Genomic DNA, 17,313 nt, shown 5'->3' on the forward strand with positions numbered 1-17,313 from the left:
TTAGCATCTTCATTCCGCAAAACGGTACGTGCGTTTGGTGAGTTGTCGGCCTTGCATCAGGCCGCGCCCCAATAACCAGTACGAGCCTAGCGCCAGCGCGCCGCACACCAGCCAGCGCGTGAAAGCGCCGCTGACCCAATGCCAGAGCGCGGCGGTCACGATGTTGATGAGCGCCATCGGGAGCATGAATTTCCACGCAAAATTCATGAGTTGATCCTGACGCAACCGGGGCAACGTGCCGCGCGTCCAGATGAACAAGGCGAGCACGGCAACCAGTTTCAAAAAGAACCACAGCCAGGACGGAATAAATTCCCACGCGGCGTAGGGCGCGTTCCAGCCCCCGAGAAACAGCGTGACCCCCAGAGCGCTGATGGCGAACAAGCTCAGATATTCCGCCAGGAAAAAGAGCGCGAATTTGAATCCCGAATACTCGATGAAATATCCGGCAATGATTTCCGATTCCCCTTCCGGTAAATCGAACGGACAACGATTGGCCTCCGCGCTGGCGGCAATCAGGAACAGAACGAAGCCCGCCGCGCCCCACGGAGTGAACACAAACCAATCCAGCGACCAACCGGGCGTCGGACTTTGCGCCAGCACCATCTGCGGCAGCGAGAGCGTGCCGGCGATCATCACCACCGGGAGCGTGGCCAGCACCAGCGGAATTTCGTAACTGATCATTTGCGCCACGGCGCGCATCGCGCCCAGCAGCGCGTACTTGTTCCGACTGGACCAACCCGCCATGAACACCGCCAGTTCCGCCACCGCGCCCACGGCAAAGAAAAACAACAGCCCCGAATCCAAATCCACCACCACCATGTTTCGTCCGAACGGCAACACGGCATAGACGGTGAAAGCCACCATGACGAGCAGCACCGGCGCCAGCAAATGCCCCACGCGATCCGCCGCCCGCGGCACAATGTCTTCCTTGATCAGCGCCTTGATGCCGTCGGCGGCCGGTTGCAACCAACCGAACGGCCCGACGCGATTCGGTCCGTAGCGATTTTGAATGCGCCCCAAACCTTTGCGTTCCATCCAAGTCATCACCGCGAAGAGCGTGGGAAAAATGACGAGTACCGGAACAATCGAAAGCAACAGCGAAACGACGGCCAACCCCGACTCCGACAGAATTCCGTCCGCCTGACCAAGCAGCCAGTGTTTGAGTTGCACGAAGATTTGATCCAAACCGGACATGAATGACTTTTAAGTTGGCCGCGCGGCCAGGCGATCTGGCAGTTGTCGTTGGGGGTGATTCATACGCGCATCAGGTCATCAATCGGTTCGGGTTGGAGGCGACGCGGCGGGCGGGCGAGGTTTGCTTTCCGCCGCGGCTTTTGCTTCCGCCGCAGCCTTGGCTTTGGCCTGCGCCTTGGCCAATTCCCGCGCCAACGCCGCATCCGAGACCGCCGCATCGGTCGGATGGAGTTTCTGGTAGTGCGAATTGGGTCGGGCCAGTTGCTGCTTGTGGACGAGTAATTTTCCGAACCGATCCGTGGCGCTCCACTCGTAATCCGTGTCCATCTTGATCGCTTCGAAGGGACAAACTTCCACGCAAATCTGGCAGCTCATGCACACCGAAACGTCAATATCGAAGACCGCCGGATAAAACTGCGTCTGCCCCTTGTAATCCGGTTTCTTGTCCTTGCTCTTGACGATGTAAATGCACTTGGGCGGACATTCCTTCTCGCAAATCTGGCACGCCACACAGCGCATCCCCTCATGCCAATCGTCGCCATCGTACACGAGAAAGGGGAACTGGCGTGCGTTCTCGATTTGCGGCGCGCGCTCCTCGGGATACTCCACCGTGGTCAACCGATCGTCCCGGACATAGCTGCCCAGAAAATTCCGCGCGGTCTCCACCATGCCTTTGATGATCCCTTCGCCCAGCATGAATTATGTTCAGGTGCTCAAGCCGAATCTGTAACGCGCCGGAGCGAAGATTCCCTGGCCCGCGCCAGTTGCGCCTCACTCCGAACGAACCCCGGCAGAGTAAGAAGCTCTCGTTCCAGACGCAAGCCAACGGTATCGCGCTCCCGGGAAACTTAATGCGTCAAAGTCAGCACCGGAGCGGGAATTTCCAACCACGGATTGCGCTGAAAATCAGCCGCCGCCAACTCTTCCGACCATTGCGCAATCAGGCTCAAGACCCGCGCCAAATCCAGCCGCTCCTGTTGGGCCGGATACTTGCCCAGATTGGCGCGCGCCAATTCGAACAGCGCCGCAGCGGGACGCAGGCGATTTTTTTGCAGATGCACAAACGCCCCGGCCAGTTGGATCAAACCCTTGTAAAAATCACCGTTCGGCCCCTGCCGATCCGCCAGCCAAAGTTCCTCCAACACGTCATGCGCCTCGTAAAACTGCTGTTGATTGAAGCAATCGAAATATCCGAGGTAATGCGCGTTCAGACCGCCGCCCTGAAACGCGGCGATGCGTTCGGCGATCTTGCCGCTCTTTCTGCTCACGCGCCAAAGTTACCCGCGCCTCGCACCCGGCCCAAGCCAATTTACGAGCTGCAAATGCCAATAAAAGGGATTGATGTTTTGTCGCACCAAGGCGATAACCAGATGATGACCGCGATAAATAATGATGACGCCGTCACTGTTTCAAACAGTGGCTGCCATCACGACCCAATGATAATCGCCATGAAAATAAAAAAAATGCGCCTTTGCTGTTCGCCTGTCTTTCTATCGCGACCTATTCTTCCTTCGGGCAAGGGACCATCACTTTTGATGGCCCGCCTATCCTGCCACTAGGCTCTGCGGTCCTGACTCAGAGATACGATGAAGCTAACATATCGTTCACACCGATTGGTTCGGTGGGATTCGTGCGTCAGGGAGGGGGGGTATTATTTTATCCAGAAAATGGTACAACTTATTTACAGGCGGGGTTAGGAAGCACCTTGCAATTCAGCTTCACCAATGGATCGAGCTTCAACTTGGTGGCGGTGGATTTGGCGGAATACAGCACCGTCGTTCCTGATGCTGTCACGGTGCCCTTCTACGGCTATCGGGCGGATGGCAGCGTGGTGTTCACCAGCTTCACCACGGACGGCATCATTGATGGCACGGGGCCGCTGGCGGATTTCCAAACCTTCTATTTCGGCGCGGAATTTTCCAATCTACTTCGGGTGGAAATCCCCACGCAGAACTGGACGCTGGACAATCTGGTGATCTCCATTCCCGAGCCGTCGTCGTTGGCGTTGGTTTTATGCGCCGGGGCGCTGTGGCTCGCGGCTCGCGGCATCCGCCCCAAGCCCATCCGCTCGTAATGAAAGTTCAGTCTGAATGGAGCAACGGCGTCAATGCCCGCAAGGTTTTGGAGTGCGGCAGTCCGCTGCCGCTTTGGAATCACCGGCGCGCGACGGGAAAGCGGCAGAAGACTGCCGCAGTCCAAGACGCTACCGCGCAGAGGCACATCCCGAACCCATGACAGCCGCCAGTTTCATATCGGCACTTGGTTTGAAGTTGGAGGTGACGCCCCCTCACGGTGGCTATAGAAATTCTTCTATTGGACCAAGCCGGAAGGATGCAGTTGGTCCGGGTGGAACGGCCAACTTGGCCGTTCTGGGCGGCAACCTGCCGCCCAGCCGAGCGTACGGAGATCGCACACCATTGGGTTCGTACTCTTTGCGGTCGGCGATCGGGCTGGTAGCCCGACCGAACGGGCCAGTGGCCCGTTCCACCTAAACTCCAATCGAACCGTTCCGGCTAAGCCGCGAATCCGCAGAACATGACGCGCAAACCACCAGTGAAATCCAGGCGTGTTCCATTGCCCCCGAGAAGTTTCATCGTGGGTAACTCGAAACCGCACGCACGTATTGGGCGCGCTCGAAGGCCGCCGGGTCCGGACAGCTCCGCTGGCTCATGCTGCCGCGCAGTTGCGCGAGCGATTCATAACCGTGCTGTTCCAGCCAGTCGCACATTTCCCGCTCCACCGCGGTCAGATGCCGCTCCCCATGTCGCAACAACGCGGAACACATCATCGTCACATCCGCGCCCGCCATCAGCATTTTCAACGCGTCACTGGCGCGATGGATGCCGCTGCTGGCGGCCAGGCTGAGACTTAGTTGGTCGCGCAGAATGGCGGTCCAACGCAACGGCAGGCGCATGTCCATGGGCGTGCTCAACAACACCTGGTTGGTCACTTCCAGCGCTTCCAAATCCAAATCCGGCTGATAAAAGCGGTTGAACAAAACCAACCCCGCCGCGCCCGCCGCTTCCAAGCGTCGCGCCACGTTGGCGAAGTTGGTGAAAAACGGGCTGAGCTTCACGGCAATGGGAATCCGAATCTGTTGCCGGACGGATTGCAGAATTTCCACGTAGAGGTTCTCAATTTCGAGCGACGTCAAAGACGGGTCCGTGGGGATCCAGTAAATGTTCAGTTCCAGCGCATCCGCGCCCGCCTGCTCGATGCGCCGCGCGTAATCCATCCAGTTGCCGCGGGTGGCCCCGTTCAAACTGCCGATGACCGGCACGCGTACGGCGGCTTTTGCCCGCGCGAGTTTTTTCAAATACAGCTCCGGACCGACGTGAAATTCCGCCGGCACGGGAAAATAGCTCAAGGCTTCGGCATAACTTTCCGTCCCCTGCTCCAGGCACTCGAACAAGTCGTGGCGTTCGAGCGAGAGCTGCTCTTCGAACAACGAATGCAGCACAATCGCCGCCGCCCCGGCATCCTCCAGACGCTTGATTTGATCCAGACTTTCCGTGAGCGGTTGGGCCGCCGAGGGGACGAGTGGCGAGCGGAGTTGCAGGCCGAGATAGGTGGTTTCAAGATTCATAATTGCCTCCCTGGGATTTCGCGCGGTTCACTTTACGTTTTCATGCTTACGACTGCGGTTGCATCAGGTTCATTGCGGGGCCGGCGGGACCGCCGCTGGCGGCGCCGCCGGGGTCGCGGCCGGTTTCAAGTCCCGAGCCGCCAGGTGCTGGTATAATTTCCAGCGCAGATTCACTTCCTCCTGCGCCTGGGCCAGCATGGTTTGAGCGGCGTCCGGATGGCTTTGGCTGAGCATTTTGTAGCGATTTTCCATGGCGCGATACTCGGCCAGCTTGAGGCGCGGATTGCTGGAGTCCAGTTGCAACGGGTTCTCGCCGCGCGCCGCGCGATCCGGATGGTAGCGATACAACAACCAATGGCCTGAGTTCACCGCCGCCTTCTGGTTTTGCATGCCGGTGGCCATGTTGATGCCGTGCGCAATGCACTGCGAGTAGGCAATGATCAGCGCCGGCCCGTCATACGCTTCCGCTTCGAGAAAAGTTTTCAGCGTGTGTTCATCCTTCGCGCCCATCGCCACGCTGGCCACGTAGATGTTCCCATACGTCATGGCAATCAGCCCGAGGTCTTTCTTGGCGGCGGGTTTGCCGCCCACGGCGAATTTCGCCACGGCGCCGAGCGGCGTGGATTTCGAGGCCTGCCCACCAGTGTTGGAATAAACTTCCGTGTCCAACAGCAGCACCTTCACGTTGCGGCCGCTGGCCAGGACGTGATCCAATCCGCCATAACCGATGTCGTAACCCCAGCCGTCTCCGCCGATGATCCACACGCTTTTGCGCACCAACATATCGGCCAGAGTGAGCAGCCGGCGGGCTTCGGGGGCATCCATGGCGGCCAGCTTTTGCTTAAGTGCGGCCACCCGTTCCCGTTGCTCGTAAATTCCCGCCTCATCCTTTTGATCGGCGGTCAAAAGGCCGTTCACCAACTCCGCATCCAGCGCGCCCGCCAATTTTTGCAACAACTCACCGGCGAACTGACGTTGCTGGTCAAGGCTCACGCGGAAGCCCAAGCCAAATTCGGCGTTGTCCTCGAACAGCGAATTACTCCAAGCGGGACCGCGCCCCTCATGGTTTTTGGTCCAGGGGGTCGTGGGCAAATTGCCGCCGTAAATCGAGGAGCAACCGGTGGCGTTGGCCACGATCATGCGGTCGCCAAACAACTGGGTCAGCAGCTTGATATACGGCGTTTCGCCGCAGCCGGCGCACGCTCCGGAGAATTCAAACAACGGCTCCAACGCCTGCATGGCGCGCACGTTTTGCGTGGAAACCGAGCGCCGATCCAATTCGGGAATGGTGAGGAAATGGTCCCAGTTCTTGACGCCCGCCTCCCGCACCGGAGCTTGCGGGCGCATGTTGATGGCTTTCAGCCGGGCCTCGGATTTATTGCGCGCCGGACAGACATCCACACACACGCCACAGCCGGTGCAATCCTCCACCGCCACTTGCAGGGTGTAACGCTTGTTCTTCCATTCCGGCAGCCGGGCGGGCACGGATTGAAACGTCGCCGGATCCGCGGCGGCGTCATCGTACACCTTGCTGCGGATCGCCGCATGCGGACAAACAAAGACGCACTTGCCGCATTGGATGCAAATGTCCGGCTCCCACACCGGCACTTCCACGGCGAGATTCCGCTTTTCCCATTTGGCGGTCGCGGTGGGATACGTGCCATCGCTGGGCAGCGCGCTGACCGGCAGGCGATCCCCCTTCCCACCAATCACCGGACCGAGGACGCGGCGCACAAAATCCGGCGCGTGCTGCGGCACCGGCGGACGGATGGCCGCCACGCTTTCGACGGTGGCGGGCACTTTCACCTCGAACAAATTCGCCAGGGTCGTGTCCACGGCGGCAAGGTTCATCCGCACCACTTCCTCGCCCTTTTTACCGTACGTTTTCTTGATGGAATTTTTGATGGCGTTGATGGCGGCATCGCCCGACAACACGCCCGACACCGAGAAGAAACAGGTTTGCATTACGGTGTTGATCCGCAACCCCATGCCGGCGGCGCGAGCGACGCCGAGCGCGTTGATCGTATAAACCTTCGCCCGCTTGGTGATCAAATCCCGCTGCGTTTCCGGAGGTAAATGCTGCCAGACGGCTTCCGGTTGATGCGGTGAATTGAGCAACAACGTGCCGCCAGGAGCGAGACATTCGGCGACGTTCATGCGTTGCAGGAACAGCGGTTGATGACACGCAACGAAATTCGCCTGCGTGATCAAGTAGGTCGAGCGGATGGGTTTCGGCCCAAAGCGCAGGTGCGACACGGTGGTCGCACCCGCTTTCTTGGAATCATAAACGAAATAACCCTGCGCAAAATAATCCGTGTTTTCGCCGATGATTTTGATGGATTCCTTGTTCGCGCCCACGGTGCCATCCGATCCCAATCCGTAAAACAAGGCGCGCGTCACCTCGGGCGGCTCGATTGAAAAATCCTCCTCCACCGGCAGGCTCGTGTGACTCACATCGTCGTGGATGCCCACAGTGAAATGGTTCTTGGGTTCTGCCGCGGCGAGATTATCGAATACCGCTTTCACCATGGCCGGGGTGAATTCCTTGGAAGATAAACCGTAACGCCCGCCGACCACGTGGAGCGGTTGGGCAAATTTCGCTTTGCCGGTTGCCGCGGACTTCCGTCCCGCTTCGGCCAGAGCTTGCAACACGTCCAAATAAAGCGGCTCTCCGCCCGCGCCCGGCTCCTTGGTGCGATCCAAAACCGCCAGCCGCTTTACCGATGCGGGCAGGGCGGCAATGAAGCGTTCTGCGTCCCACGGCCGATACAACCGCACTTTCAACACGCCGCACCGGCCTCCGGCGGCGTTCAAGTGATCCACCATTTCATGCACCGCCTCGGCGCCTGATCCCATCAGGACTACCACCCGTTCCGCATCGGGCGCGCCGTGATACTCGTAGAGTTGATAGTGGCGTCCGGTCAGTTCACCGAACTTCGCCATGGTGGCTTCCACAATCTCGGCGCAGCGCGCGTAGAATGGATTCACCGTTTCCCGCGCTTGAAAATAAACGTCGGGATTCTGAGCCGTGCCGCGCAGCACCGGACGATCCGGGGTCAAGCCGCGTTCCCGATGTGCCGTGATTTGATCTTCATTGATCATGGCCCGGATGGTTTCCTCGGAAATCATCTCGATCTTGCCGACTTCATGCGAAGTGCGGAAACCATCGAAGAAATGCACGAACGGAATCCGCGCGGCCAGCGTGGCGACGTGGGCAATCAACGCCAGGTCTTGCGCTTCCTGAACGGAGTTGGAACAAAGCATCGCCCAACCGGTTTGGCGTGCCGCCATGACATCCTGATGGTCGCCGAAGATGGACAAGGCTTGAGCCGCAATCGAACGCGCCGCGATGTGAAAAACCGTCGGGGTCAATTCCCCCGCGATTTTGTACATGTTGGGAAGCATCAACAGCAGCCCTTGCGAGGCGGTGAAGGTGGTGGCCAGCGCGCCGGTTTGGAGCGCGCCATGCACGGCGCCCGCGGCGCCGGCCTCGCTTTGCATCTCGATCACGGACGGTACCGTGCCCCAAAGATTATGCCGATGATACGCCGCCCATTGATCCGCCCATTCACCCATGGGCGAAGCGGGCGTAATGGGATAAATGGCAATCACCTCACTCAACTGGTAGGCAATGCGAGCGACGGCCTCATTAGCATCGAGGGTCTGGCAGAGCGCGATATTCATCTGACCATCAGCGTTCCCGAACCGGCGTGGTTAGGAAAACCATCTCTTGCCAATCAATAACCAGAAATTGTTATTAGCGGGACGCAGATGCGTCCGCTGGCGGGAACGGGCCGTCGAAACTGTGCTGCGAACCCTTCCGCCAAATGGCAGACCGTCACCAGGAGAAACGGAGTTTCGATCCGATCCGGAACGCGCCCGACTGCGGCGGCGGGAATTTTCTGCGTGCTTTTCCCACTGATGGTTTCTAATTTGCCGCCATGACAATTTGGTTGTTGGCTCTCATCGTTTTGGCGGTGGTCGCACTGGTCGGGTATAATCAGGGGGCGATCCGCACCGGAATTTCCTTCCTTGGCATCATCCTCGCCTTTCTGCTCGCGCCCCTGGCCGGCAAAATTTTCGTGCCGCTCCTTGGTTTGTTGGGCGTGCAAAGCCCCATCTGGCTGTGGGCCTTACCGCCGCTGTTTGGGTTCATTCTCATTTCCGCTCTGGTCAAAACGGGGGCGTTTTTTGTGCATCAAAAAGTGGATGTTTATTACAAATACAAAGCGGGCGATCTGCGATTGGCGCTGTGGGAGCGACTCAACAAACGGCTCGGCGCCTGCGTGGGCGTGTTGAACGGGGTGGCTTATCTGGTGCTGCTGTCGTTCGTTATTTACGTTCTTGGCTACTGGACGGTGCAACTGGCCACCTCGGAAAACGACCCCAAGGGCCTGCGCCTGCTGAATGTGCTCGCGCACGATTTGCAGAGCACGGGCATGGACCGCGTGGGCAAGTCCATTGATCCGATGAAAGCGCCGTATTACGACACCGCCGATCTCGCCGGGTTGATGTTTCAAAATCCCCTGTTGGAAGCGCGTTTCCTGCGCTACCCGGGTTTCTTGAGTTTGGGCGAACGTCCCGAGTTTCAAACGCTGGGCAAAGATCAAGGCTTTGCGGACATGCGTTTGCAATCCAGTCCCATCAATTCCGTGATGGAGCAGTCTTCCGCCCAAGCCATTTTTTCCAACCCGGAATTGTTGCACCAAATCTGGGCGACCTTGCAACCGGATCTGGCTGATCTGCAGGAGTATTTGGTGACCGGCAAGTCCGATAAGTACGATCGCGAAAAGTTGTTGGGCCGCTGGGTGTTCAACCCCTCCGGCACCATGCTCGCGTTCCGTCGCCTTAAACCCAATCTCGCCGGAGGCGAAATCGCCCGTATGCGCGAGTTTTTGAAGGAACGCTTTGCGCAATGCACGATCGTGGCCGCTCCCGATAAAATGCTGGTGGTGAAAAATTTTCCGCAAGGGCTGGCGCAACCGGGAATGCCTCAGCAAACAACCGATCGCCGCGGCACCTGGTCAGCGGAGGGCGACGATTACGATTTCAATCTGGACGGAGAACGGCACACGGCAAAATTTGAAGGCAATCACCTGATCATGTCGGGAGATGTTCCCCTCGCCTTTCGGAAGGAAGATTGAAACCGCCCTGGCCATCGCGGCTGATGGGCTGGTTCGCTCCAGTCTGACTCGGAATTCAACGGAAGCTGACGGGTTGCGGCTGCAAGTCCGGTCCCAGCGGAATACTGAATAAAGAACCGGTGGCTGGAGAAATCGCGGATGAATTGCTGCTGGTTGCAAAGATCGGCGCAACGGCGGCGGCAGAGGTTGCCAGCATTGGCGCGGCGGCCGGATGCTGAATCAATCCGGTGGCGCCCACCGTCCCCAAGGTCAAATCGGGCTGCGGTTCCGTTCCCACCATAAGAAAGCCACCCAACAGCAACAGACCGCAAGCGCCGGCGGTCACAACGCCAGACAGGGCGGGACGACCTTCAATCACGCGCCAGACGCGTTGCAACCATGAAGCGCGCGCCAGCTCGGCCTTGAGCCGCTGGCCGGAGGACGTTTCGCTCGCGCGCAACCGGGCGGTTATCTGGCCCGGAAGCTCGTTGAAATAGCGCGGGTGCGGTTGTTCGTAGCGCTTGAGCTTGAGCAACTGTTGCAACTTGGCAAAATCTTCTGGTCCTTGCGACTCACTCATACGACCTGACTTGATACTGGTTTGATCTCCTCAACTACTTCAGATAATCCGCGAGATCTCCCTGCAACTGCTGTCGCGCATAAAACAGGCGCGATCTGACCGTTCCCACATTGCATTGCATGATCTCCGCAATCTCCTCGTGTGCCAGCCCTTGCACGTCGTGCAGGGTCACAACGAGCCGATGTTGTTCCGACAGTTTCTGCATGGCCTCGTTCAATTTTTTGTGCAACTCCCCCAGAGCGATGTCGCGACGGGGGGTTTTATCCGAAATCAACGCCACCAAATCCGGATCCTTCTCCGCATTAAAATCCAGATCGTTCAAACTCATGGCGTACCGGTTCTTCCGTTGCTTGAGGAAATTGATCGTCTTGTTGACGGCAATCCGATAGACCCAGGTGTAGAAGCTCGAACCTCCCTTGAAACTCTGCAAGACCTGATAGGCTTTGATGAACGCTTCCTGAGTCAGGTCGTTCGCGTCCTCGTGATTGGACGTCATGTGGTAAAGGGTGGCGTAAATCCGCTCCTGATAGCGGCGCACCAATTCATCGTAAGCCGCCAGATCCCCCTTTTGCGCCCGACCGATAAGTTGGGCCTCTTCCGCACGCACTGATGAAACCACCGGACCGGACGGCTTGACCGGGTCCATCGCACTCGCCGTCTGATCCGATGCTGGTTCGGTCATGGTTATAGGTATCGCAATCATTCTGACAACAAAGCCGCCTGCTGCGCCAGATATTCAGTGGCGACCAAGAGGCCAGCATGCCCCTCGGACTCTGGCAGCAGACTGAGGCTTTGACGGGCTTGAACGAGATAGCGTTCAATTAAATCCACCGTCGGCTTCAAAGTGGCGTGACGCCGCAGGATCTGCTGAATCCAGTCAAAAGCCGTCGGTTGCCACGATTCCACCAGCGTTTCCAACTTGGCCCGGTCCTCGCGTCCGGCGCGTTCCCACGCCAACAACACGGGATACGTCAATTTGCCTTTGGCCAGGTCCGTGCCCAGCGATTTGCCCGCCTCCGTTTCCGAACCGAACAAATCCACGCAGTCATCATAGATTTGATATGCAGTGCCGAAAGCCATGCCGAAACTGCGCAGCGCCGCGCGTTGCGCCGGAGTGGCGTTGGCCAGGAACGCCGCCAGACCGCACGACAACCCAAATAGCTCCGCCGTTTTCATTTCCAAAACGCGGAAGTATTCCTTTTGTGAGCGGGCGAAATTGCGCCGATGCCGGGTTTGCAAAATTTCACCCGAGCAAACCGTATTCGTCGCGGAAGCGACCGCACGACAAACCTCCGGCGTCGGAAAACCCGCAGCCAGAGTAAGCGCGTGGGCAAACAGGCAATCGCCAAACAGCACCGCGATTTCATTTCCCCAATTGGCGGCAACCGTCAATTTACCGCGTCGCAATTCCGCCTCGTCCATCACGTCGTCGTGAACCAGAGTGGCCAAATGCACCATTTCAATGATCGCGGCGACGGTGACGTGGTCTTCGTTGGGATTGCCGAGCGCCTTGGCGGCCAGTGCCACCAAAGCGGGGCGCAAGCGCTTGCCGTTGCCACTGAGGGTGTATTCGGCATAGTCGGCCAACGCCGGGTCAAAAGTTTTTACCTGCCTCAACAAACATTGGGAAACCGCGTCAAGAAAAGGCTCGACCGGCTCCACGAACTGCCTCCAAGCGGTAGGTAGTTTACCCCGCTGTCCCGCAATGGCGTCGGTAGCGGGGATTTTAGACTCAACGGCCACCATGCGAAACCAATTTAAGTTTCATCAGGAAGTGAGTCAAACCTGTTTCCCTGGAAGAGGTGTGTGCCACCCTGCCCTAAATTCTTGGGAGAGACGCGTCCCACCGCGTCCCTGATTGGTTGGGGATGACGTGGAAGTCACCCATCCCAACATAACGGCGCCGTCGCCGTGAGCGTGTGTTCGGCCAACAATGTGGCGGCGGCGCCCCGCCGCAGTTCTGACCGCACCGAGTCGAGACGCCTCGGTAGCCTTTAACTTTAGAACCTGAATGTCGTCCGCGAGACGCGGACGACTACCGCCGAGACGGCGGTGCTCCCCTCAATGGCCATTCCCTTGCCAATCATTCCCTTATCTTCCCGTTCGCGTGTTTCGTGTATCTCGCGGTCGTATCTCTCTGATGAGTTGGGGACGACGTGGAAGTCGTCCCTCCCAGCACAGCGGTAGTACGAACGCATGGGTGGGGCGGGCTTGATTTTGACAGGATGAACAGGATTTAGCGGATCAGGATTTCTGATCGGCGGCTGGAGACCATAGGTTTACGTACCGCGTTTGAACTCCAACTCCTTCGCACCAAGATTCAGCAACAATCGTCCCTTGTATTTTCCCTTCCCCTCGATGCCTCTGTGCCTCGGTGGCCCTTAACTTTAGAATCTGGAAGTCGTCCCTCCCGATATAACGGTACCGGCGACGCGAGCGTGTGCCCGGCCAACCATGTGGCTGCGGCGTCTCGCCGCAGTTCCAGCCGAGCCTCGGTAGCCTTTAACTTTAGAACCTGGATGTCGTCCGCGAGACGCGAACGACGACCGCCGAGGACGGCGGTGCTCCCCCATTTCCCATCCCTTTGCCCACCATTCCCTTGTCTTCCCGTTCGTGTATTTCGCGGTTGTATTTTCCTTGGGAGGGACGCGTTCCACCGCGTCCCTGAACCACAATAGGGCGCGCTATTCACCGATGATTTTTACCAACACCCGTTTGCGGCGGCGGCCGTCAAATTCGCCGTAATAAATCTGCTCCCACGGCCCGAGGTCCAACCGGCCCTGCGTAATGGCGACGACCACTTCGCGTCCCATGATCTGACGTTTCATGTGCGCGTCGGCATTGTCTTCGCCGGTTCGATTGTGCTGGTATTGAGTCGTCGGTTCATGCGGAGCCAACTTCTCCAACCAGACGTCGTAGTCATGCAACAAGCCGTCCTCGGCGTCGTTGATATAAACGCTGGCGGTGATGTGCATGGCGTTCACCAAACAAAGTCCTTCCTGCACTCCACTCTGGCGGACGAGTTTTTCAATCGTGGGCGTGATCTTCAGGTAGTCGCGCCGGTGCGGCGTCTCAAACCAAAGGTATTCGGTCAGATGTTTCATTCCGCCGATTATTCGCCATAATCCGCACGCGCCCAATCCGAATTTGCGAGAGCGCACGCTGGCGATCCCGCCGCCGCCGATTCAACGCGCGAAAATGTGCCGGATCACTTCTTCGATGGGAACTTCCTCGATATCAATGTCCCGCACGGGGAATTGGTCCAATAACTCTTTGCAAACCGAAATGACGCGATCGCGTTTGACCTTGAGTTTGATGCGTCCCGCGGTTTGTTCGATCACCTCGCCGTAACGCTGTAAGGCTTCCTGATCCCGTCCGCTGGCGCGGTCGTATTCAATGGTGATCAGTTTGAAATCAGCGAAACGATCCACGACCTCGCTGAGCTGGCCATCAAAGGAAATCCGGCCGTGGTCAATGATGATCACGCGCTGGCAAAGCGCTTCAATGTCCTCCATGTAGTGGCTCGTGAGCAGAATGGTGGTCTTTTGCGTGGCGTTATGGTGGCGTAAAAATTTCCGCACCGTTTGCTGCGAAACCACATCCAAGCCAATTGTAGGCTCATCCAGAAACAAAACCTTGGGCTGGTGCAACAGGGAAGCGATCAATTCCAGCTTCATCCGTTCGCCCAGCGAAAGTTCGCGCACGCTCACGTTGAGTTTCTCACGCACCTCCAACAACTCCGTCAGCTCGGCCACGGTGCGTTCAAACTGCCCCGTGGGAATGCCGTAAATCCGCGCGTTCAACTCCAACGATTCGCGCGCGGGCAAGTCCCACCACAATTGGTTCTTCTGCCCCATGACCAGCGCGAACTGCCGGCGGTACGCATCGGCACGTTCCCAGGGAACGTGCCCCAGGACGCGCGCCCGTCCGTCCGTTGGGTACAACAGTCCGGCGAGCATTTTAAGCGTGGTGGTTTTGCCGGCGCCGTTGGGACCAAGAAAGCCAACGAGTTCACCAGGTGCGATCTGGAAGCTGACGTTGCTGACGGCGGCCACCGTCTCGTATTCGCGCCGAAACAGCCCGCGCAACGCCCCTTGAAAGCCGGGGCGCTTTTTGTAGATGCGGAAAGTCTTGGTCAGGCCGCTGACCTCAATCGCTGGCACACCGGAGTTTTTACTTTCCAACTTAACAATTCAAGGCTGACCGTGCGGGCGCGTTACCGAACGTCGCTCAACGCATCAGCAGTTTTTGCAAATAACTCACGGCTTGGCGGACGTTTTCGTCTATGGTCATGCGCCCTTCAACCAAGCGGCAGGCGTGCAGCACGGTACCGTGATCCCGCCCGCCAAAAGCTTCGCCAATGCTGCTCAACGATTGCTCCGTAAGTTGCCGCGAGAGATACATGGCGACCTGCCGCGGAAAGGCAATGTTCTCCGGGCGCCGCTTGCTCGTCATGTCCGCCAGACGGATGTCGTAATGTTCCGCGACGCGTTTCTGGATCAGCTCCATGGTCACCGCGTTTTGCCCCTCTTCGTTGAGCATGTCCCGCAACAGCCCTTCAATGACATCCAGGCTCAGCTTCTTCCCCACCAGCGAACTGTAGGAAGCGACGCGAATCAACGCGCCTTCCAACCGCCGGATATTGCTGCGAATGCGTTGCGCCAGGAAAGTGATGATCTCATCCGACAACTCCACCGGCATCAGACTCGCTTTCTTTTTCAGAATCGCCTGCCGAATCTCCACATCGGGCGGGAGCAAATCGGTGACCAGTCCCCATTCAAATCGCGACGCCAGGCGTTTCTCCAAATCTTTGATCTCGGCGGCGGGGCGATCACAACTCATCACGATCTGCCGGTGCGCCTCGTGCAACGCGTTGAACGTATGGAAAAATTCCTCCTGAATCCGCTCCTTGCCAGCGAGAAACTGAATGTCGTCAATCAACAGCACATCCAGTTGGCGATATCGCTTCCGGAATTTCATCACCGAATTGTTCTGGATCGCGTCAATGTACTCGTTGGTGAATTTTTCGCAGGAAACGTAACCGACCCGGGCGTTCTTCTTGGATTTCGCCACATGATGACCAATGGCGTGCAACAGGTGCGTCTTTCCCAGACCGACGCCGCCATAAAGAAACAGCGGGTTGTAGGCTTTGCCCGGCGCCTCGGCCACCGCCTTCGCCGCAGCGCAGGCAAAATTGTTGTTGTCTCCAACCACAAAGGTTTCAAAGGTGTTCTTGGGATTGAAAACCGACTCGTCAGCCGGGGCGTTCCTGACGCTGGCATTTCTGATTGTCCGCGAATTCGCCACCCCCGGTTTGCCGGACGTTACCGGCCTTGGCGTCGTTGCCGCCGTTGACACCGGCGCGTCCTTCGCGGTTTCAAACCGCACGCGCAGCTCTTGCGCGGCTGCCAGACTCAACACTTGTTGCAGAAGTTTTTGATGGTTGTCTTTAAGCCACATCCCGCAAAAATCATTGGCGACTTCAAGCACCAGACAATCGCCCTCCAAGGTGCGCGCGCGCAGCGGAGCAAACCACAACTTGAACATCTCGGGACTGGTCATGGACCGTAGTTGCTGCTGTGCGGCGGCCCAGATTTTGTCGGCTGAAGGTTGCGAGTTTTTTCCGTCGTTTATGTTGAAATTCTGAGATTTATTCACTTTGCTTCAAATTCCATTGCCGCGAGCCGTTGGCCGCGCCATTTTTAACACACTTAAAATCCTTCGTCAGTAAAAAGTCCCGGCGAACTCTGAAACCAGTCTTTTCCGCACGGAAAGCCGCTTGACATCCAATTGATAAACAACGACTTACAACCGTCAATAAATTAGCCCGCGGTACAACTCGGTTACTGCGGGCCATGTTACAGAAAATTTCTGGTTCGCGAGAAAGATTTTTATGAAATCAACCGATCGGTTGCGAGGACAATATATTACGACTTATTCCGGAGTTATTCACAGCGCGATTTTTGCAATAAAATCAGGGCGTTTTTCCGTCTTCTCCAGGGTTTGAGACCAACCGCTCGAAGAACTTGCCGACAACCATTCACCACTTTTCCGGAACCTAAATCCGGTCTCGCAAACGAAATTTCAATTGCCAATCAAAGGTGATGGGAGGCTCGTTTGCGTCAGCCTCACCAATCCGGGGCTTGAGGAGCACCGCGATTGGTCCAACCGCTACAGTTCGGAAAGTATTTCAACACTTGAATGGTTGGCTCGACTTCCCCAACAGGCTTTCCCACAATTCGCCTATGGCGAGAACTCCTTCCACCATGTTGCCACTGGGCACATTAGCGCCGGACTTTGAACTTCCGGATTCCACGCATAAAACTGTTTCCTTGCGGGATTTCAGCGGCGCCTCCGCGCTGCTGGTGATGTTTATCTGCAACCATTGCCCCTTCGTGCGCCATGTGCGCTCGGAATTGGCGCAACTCGGTCGTGATTACGCCGCCAAAAATGTCGCGATCGTAGCCATCAACGCCAACGACGCGGAGGCTTATCCCGAAGACAGTCCCGCAGCCATGGCCGAGGAAGTGCGCGCGGCGGGTTACTCTTTCCCCTATCTCTTCGATGCGACCCAAAACGTGGCGCACAGGTACCGGGCCGCCTGCACGCCGGATTTCTTTCTGTTCGACGGCCAATGCCGACTGGTCTATCGCGGTCAGTTGGACGACAGCCGGCCCGGCAACGGAATTCCCGTGACGGGTCGTGATTTGCGCGCGGCGCTCGATGCGGTCCTGGCTGGAGAATCCGTTCCGGCCACCCAAAAGCCGAGCCTCGGCTGCAATATCAAATGGAAGGCCGGCAACGAACCGGATTATTTCCGACATTGAACG

General features: G+C 57.7%; 14 protein-coding genes. 3 read left to right on the forward strand and 11 right to left on the reverse strand.

The window, feature by feature from the left end; genetic code table 11:
* Nucleotides 1-9: 9 nt before the first annotated feature.
* The 3 genes from nuoH to M9920_16860 all read right to left on the reverse strand — a co-directional run bounded on the left by nuoH (nt 10) and on the right by M9920_16860 (nt 2,462).
* Complete coding sequence (gene nuoH / locus M9920_16850; GenBank protein ID MCO5053948.1) at nt 10-1,194, reverse strand: NADH-quinone oxidoreductase subunit NuoH; 1,185 nt, start codon at nt 1,192-1,194, stop codon at nt 10-12.
* Between the two features lie 78 nt (nt 1,195-1,272).
* On the reverse strand, nt 1,273-1,890 hold the full coding sequence (locus tag M9920_16855; GenBank protein MCO5053949.1) for a 4Fe-4S dicluster domain-containing protein: 618 nt from the start codon (nt 1,888-1,890) through the stop codon (nt 1,273-1,275).
* 152 nt (nt 1,891-2,042) lie between these two features.
* Nucleotides 2,043-2,462: a DUF309 domain-containing protein gene (locus tag M9920_16860; protein ID MCO5053950.1), complete on the reverse strand. Its 420-nt coding sequence runs from the start codon at nt 2,460-2,462 to the stop codon at nt 2,043-2,045.
* A gap of 437 nt (nt 2,463-2,899) precedes the next feature.
* Between M9920_16860 and M9920_16865 the strand changes: the two genes are divergently transcribed.
* Nucleotides 2,900-3,268 (forward strand): hypothetical protein, encoded by a 369-nt coding sequence (locus M9920_16865; protein MCO5053951.1) that lies wholly within the window; start codon nt 2,900-2,902, stop codon nt 3,266-3,268.
* Between the two features lie 516 nt (nt 3,269-3,784).
* Here the strand turns inward: M9920_16865 and M9920_16870 are convergent.
* Both M9920_16870 and nifJ read right to left on the reverse strand, forming a co-directional pair.
* Entirely contained in the window at nt 3,785-4,780 is a 996-nt protein-coding gene (locus M9920_16870; GenBank protein ID MCO5053952.1) for a dihydroorotate dehydrogenase-like protein, read from the reverse strand.
* 69 nt (nt 4,781-4,849) lie between these two features.
* Nucleotides 4,850-8,464 (reverse strand): pyruvate:ferredoxin (flavodoxin) oxidoreductase, encoded by a 3,615-nt coding sequence (gene nifJ / locus M9920_16875; GenBank protein MCO5053953.1) that lies wholly within the window; start codon nt 8,462-8,464, stop codon nt 4,850-4,852.
* 257 nt (nt 8,465-8,721) lie between these two features.
* On the opposite strand from nifJ, the gene M9920_16880 reads away from it, so the two are divergent.
* Nucleotides 8,722-9,924 carry a CvpA family protein gene (locus M9920_16880; protein MCO5053954.1) on the forward strand — a complete coding sequence of 401 codons (1,203 nt, stop codon included), beginning with the start codon at nt 8,722-8,724 and terminating at the stop codon, nt 9,922-9,924.
* A 55-nt stretch (nt 9,925-9,979) separates the two neighbouring features.
* Here the strand turns inward: M9920_16880 and M9920_16885 are convergent, their stop codons facing one another.
* The 6 genes from M9920_16885 to dnaA all read right to left on the reverse strand — a co-directional run bounded on the left by M9920_16885 (nt 9,980) and on the right by dnaA (nt 16,045).
* Entirely contained in the window at nt 9,980-10,483 is a 504-nt protein-coding gene (locus M9920_16885) for a hypothetical protein (GenBank protein MCO5053955.1), read from the reverse strand.
* A gap of 34 nt (nt 10,484-10,517) precedes the next feature.
* The gene (locus tag M9920_16890) at nt 10,518-11,165 is read right to left on the reverse strand and encodes a sigma-70 family RNA polymerase sigma factor (GenBank protein MCO5053956.1); all 648 of its coding nucleotides are present in this window, start codon (nt 11,163-11,165) and stop codon (nt 10,518-10,520) included.
* A gap of 17 nt (nt 11,166-11,182) precedes the next feature.
* Nucleotides 11,183-12,229 carry a polyprenyl synthetase family protein gene (locus tag M9920_16895; GenBank protein MCO5053957.1) on the reverse strand — a complete coding sequence of 349 codons (1,047 nt, stop codon included), beginning with the start codon at nt 12,227-12,229 and terminating at the stop codon, nt 11,183-11,185.
* A 938-nt stretch (nt 12,230-13,167) separates the two neighbouring features.
* Nucleotides 13,168-13,587 carry a secondary thiamine-phosphate synthase enzyme YjbQ gene (locus M9920_16900; protein ID MCO5053958.1) on the reverse strand — a complete coding sequence of 140 codons (420 nt, stop codon included), beginning with the start codon at nt 13,585-13,587 and terminating at the stop codon, nt 13,168-13,170.
* A gap of 81 nt (nt 13,588-13,668) precedes the next feature.
* Nucleotides 13,669-14,646 (reverse strand): ABC transporter ATP-binding protein, encoded by a 978-nt coding sequence (locus M9920_16905; GenBank protein MCO5053959.1) that lies wholly within the window; start codon nt 14,644-14,646, stop codon nt 13,669-13,671.
* 67 nt (nt 14,647-14,713) lie between these two features.
* On the reverse strand, nt 14,714-16,045 hold the full coding sequence (gene dnaA / locus M9920_16910) for a chromosomal replication initiator protein DnaA (GenBank protein MCO5053960.1): 1,332 nt from the start codon (nt 16,043-16,045) through the stop codon (nt 14,714-14,716).
* Nucleotides 16,046-16,728: 683 nt separating this feature from the next.
* Between dnaA and M9920_16915 the strand changes: the two genes are divergently transcribed.
* Nucleotides 16,729-17,310 carry a thioredoxin family protein gene (locus M9920_16915; protein MCO5053961.1) on the forward strand — a complete coding sequence of 194 codons (582 nt, stop codon included), beginning with the start codon at nt 16,729-16,731 and terminating at the stop codon, nt 17,308-17,310.
* Nucleotides 17,311-17,313: the final 3 nt, after the last annotated feature.

The sequence above is a fragment of the Verrucomicrobiia bacterium genome (assembly GCA_023953615.1).
Taxonomy (GTDB): domain Bacteria; phylum Verrucomicrobiota; class Verrucomicrobiia; order Limisphaerales; family JADLHS01; genus JADLHS01.